Origin of the sequence: Aeromicrobium sp. Leaf272, assembly GCF_001422865.1 — a bacterium.
GTDB lineage: Bacteria > Actinomycetota > Actinomycetes > Propionibacteriales > Nocardioidaceae > Aeromicrobium.
Genome location: NZ_LMMY01000009.1, coordinates 700,871 through 703,107, shown reverse-complemented (window position 1 = coordinate 703,107; position 2,237 = coordinate 700,871). Strand labels below are relative to the sequence as shown.

4 protein-coding genes and 1 pseudogene are annotated in these 2,237 nt (G+C 67.9%); 1 reads left to right on the top strand and 4 read right to left on the bottom strand.

Annotated elements, in window-relative coordinates; translation table 11 throughout:
* From yidC to rpmH, 4 genes are all read right to left on the bottom strand, one after another.
* On the bottom strand, positions 1 to 707 hold a 707-nt coding region (gene yidC / locus ASF38_RS05065; RefSeq protein ID WP_056574077.1), incomplete at its 3' end, for a membrane protein insertase YidC.
* The gene (gene yidD / locus ASF38_RS17075) at positions 692 to 985 is read right to left on the bottom strand and encodes a membrane protein insertion efficiency factor YidD (RefSeq protein WP_082480390.1); all 294 of its coding nucleotides are present in this window, start codon (positions 983 to 985) and stop codon (positions 692 to 694) included. The genes yidD and yidC, both read right to left, overlap by 16 nt.
* Entirely contained in the window at positions 982 to 1,365 is a 384-nt protein-coding gene (gene rnpA, locus ASF38_RS05060) for a ribonuclease P protein component (protein WP_082480388.1), read from the bottom strand. The genes yidD and rnpA overlap by 4 nt, the downstream gene beginning before the upstream one ends.
* 3 nt (positions 1,366 to 1,368) lie before the next feature.
* Entirely contained in the window at positions 1,369 to 1,506 is a 138-nt protein-coding gene (gene rpmH, locus ASF38_RS05055) for a 50S ribosomal protein L34 (RefSeq protein WP_055962443.1), read from the bottom strand.
* 409 nt (positions 1,507 to 1,915) lie between these two features.
* Here rpmH and ASF38_RS19000 point away from each other — a divergent pair.
* A pseudogene (locus ASF38_RS19000) lies at positions 1,916 to 2,237 on the top strand (hypothetical protein); the annotation flags it as partial.

The following is a 2,237-nucleotide window of genomic DNA, read 5'->3' as shown; positions in this document are numbered from 1 at the left end:
CCCACGGGGAACGCCACACCACCGATCGCGAAGACGAACGGCAGAACGTAGAGCAGCATCTTCTGCTGCTGGGCGTACGGGCCGGACAGAGCGTCGGGCGGCATGTTCTTGCTCATCAGCTGGCGCTGCGTCAGGAACTGCGTGGCGCACATCGTGATCACCATGACGATGGCGATGATGCGCGTCTCGACGTGCGTGGCGTTCACGAGCGTGTCGGCGATGCGTCCGCCGAGGAAGATCGCGTCCTGCAGCTGCTCGGCGAGCTTCTCGGTCATGAAGCCGCGGGCGCCCTCGGCACCGTTCTTCGCCGCCTGGTCGATCACCCGGAACAGGGCGAAGAAGACCGGCATCTGCAGCAGGAGCGGGAGGCACGAGGCGAACGGGTTGGTGTTGTGCTCCTTCCAGAGCTTCATCTGCTCCTGGGCGAGACGCTCCCGGTCGTGCCCGTACTTCTTCTGCAGCTCCTTGATGTGCGGCTGCAGCAGCTGCATGTTGCGGCTGCTCTTGATCTGCTTGACGAAGAGCGGGATCAGCAGGGCGCGGATCGTCACGGTGAGGCCGACGATCGCGAGTGCCCACGACCAGCCACCGGCGGGGTCGAGCCCGATCCGGGTGAACAGCTCGTGCCAGACCAGCAGGATGCCGGACACCGCGTAGTACAGCGGCGTCATGATGGCCGAGCCGATCGAGCCTAGGAAGTCGAACATGGTTCTCCAGGGGTGGGGGTGGTCGCCGTCGTGACGGCGAGAGAATCAGGGGTGCCCGACCCACGGCGCGGGGGGACCGGGTCGACGCCGCCGGCGGCCCACGGGTGGCAGCGTCCGACTCGACGTGCCGCCATCCAGGAACCGCGCAGCGCACCGTGCGTCTCGACGGCCTCGAGAGCATAGGCCGAGCAGGTCGGGTAGTACCGGCACACTTGGCCGTACAACGGGCTGATCGCGAAACGATACGCCTTCAGCAGGGCCACCAGCACGGTCCTCATCGACCGGCTCCGGCCGGCATCCGCTGCTCGGCCTTGCGCACGACCGTGGTCAGCGCGAGGTCGAGATCGGTACCGAGCCGCACGCTGTCGGCACGGGCCGACGCCGGCAGGGCGCGGACGACCAGCTTGGAGCCCTGCGGCACCGACGCCGGCGTGCCACCGACCAGGTGAGGCGCCACCAGATGGCGCAGTCGACGCTTCACCCGGTTGCGCACCACGGCGGGACCGACGGCCTTGGACACGACGAAACCGACGGAGGTGTCTCCGTCGGTTCCGATCGAGAGATGCGCGACGAGGGTCGGCGTCGAGGCCTTCGCCCCGCGACGGACGGCGACCTTGAAGTCACCTGCCTCACGCATGCGGTGGGCCCGTCGGAGCACGGCTCAGGCAGACAGCTTCGCGCGGCCCTTGCGGCGGCGGTTGGCCAGGATGGAGCGCCCCGCGCGGGTGCGCATGCGGAGGCGGAAGCCGTGCTTCTTGGCGCGACGGCGGTTGTTCGGCTGGTACGTACGCTTGCTCACGAGAATCAGGTCCTTCGACGTTTCGGGCCGGGGATCGACGGCCACCGCTCGCCCGCGGTGAGGATCTCGATCCGTGGGCATGCGGCAACGGTCGTGTTGCACGACTGCTCCACGGTACGGGGGCGCCGGACGACGGTCAAACTGACCCCATAGGGCACTACGCTGACGCTGGTCCAACCGACACGCCGCACGATCCACACGAATGTTCCGAAGTCGCTTGATCGAGCCTTGGCCGCGCTGCTAGCGTCGCCCGTCTGCGACTTTTCCACAGCGCGCGGCCATCGGGGAGCTGGATGCACACCGTGTGGAAAACCTTGTGGACCACACCACCATCCGGGAGAGATGCATGACCGAGGGCTCAGAGCCGAGCAATGAGGTCGGCGACCTCGCTGCCGCGTGGGAGCAGGCGGTGTCCACACTCTCGATGGGCGCCAAGGTCTGGGTCTACAACGCCGAGCCGATCAGCCGGCACCCCGGGATCTTCATCGTCGGCGTGCCCGACGACCTGAGCCGGGCGCAGCTGGAGTCGCGGGTGCGACCCGCCCTGGAGCACGCCCTCTCGGCAGAGCTCGGCGAGCAGGTCCGCCTCGTCGTCACGATCGAGCCGGCCCTGGGCGAGAAGTCGTCGGCTGCCACGGCACAGCCCGACGAGCAGCGACCTCCCGTCGAGAGAAGTCCACAAGACGACAAGTCGACATATCCACTGACGTTGGTCAACCAGGCCCCTGACG

Bases quoted from the DNA above. Each gene is read 5' to 3' on its own strand.
- yidD (WP_082480390.1), bottom strand. From the start codon at position 985: ATGAGGACCGTGCTGGTGGCCCTGCTGAAGGCGTATCGTTTCGCGATC.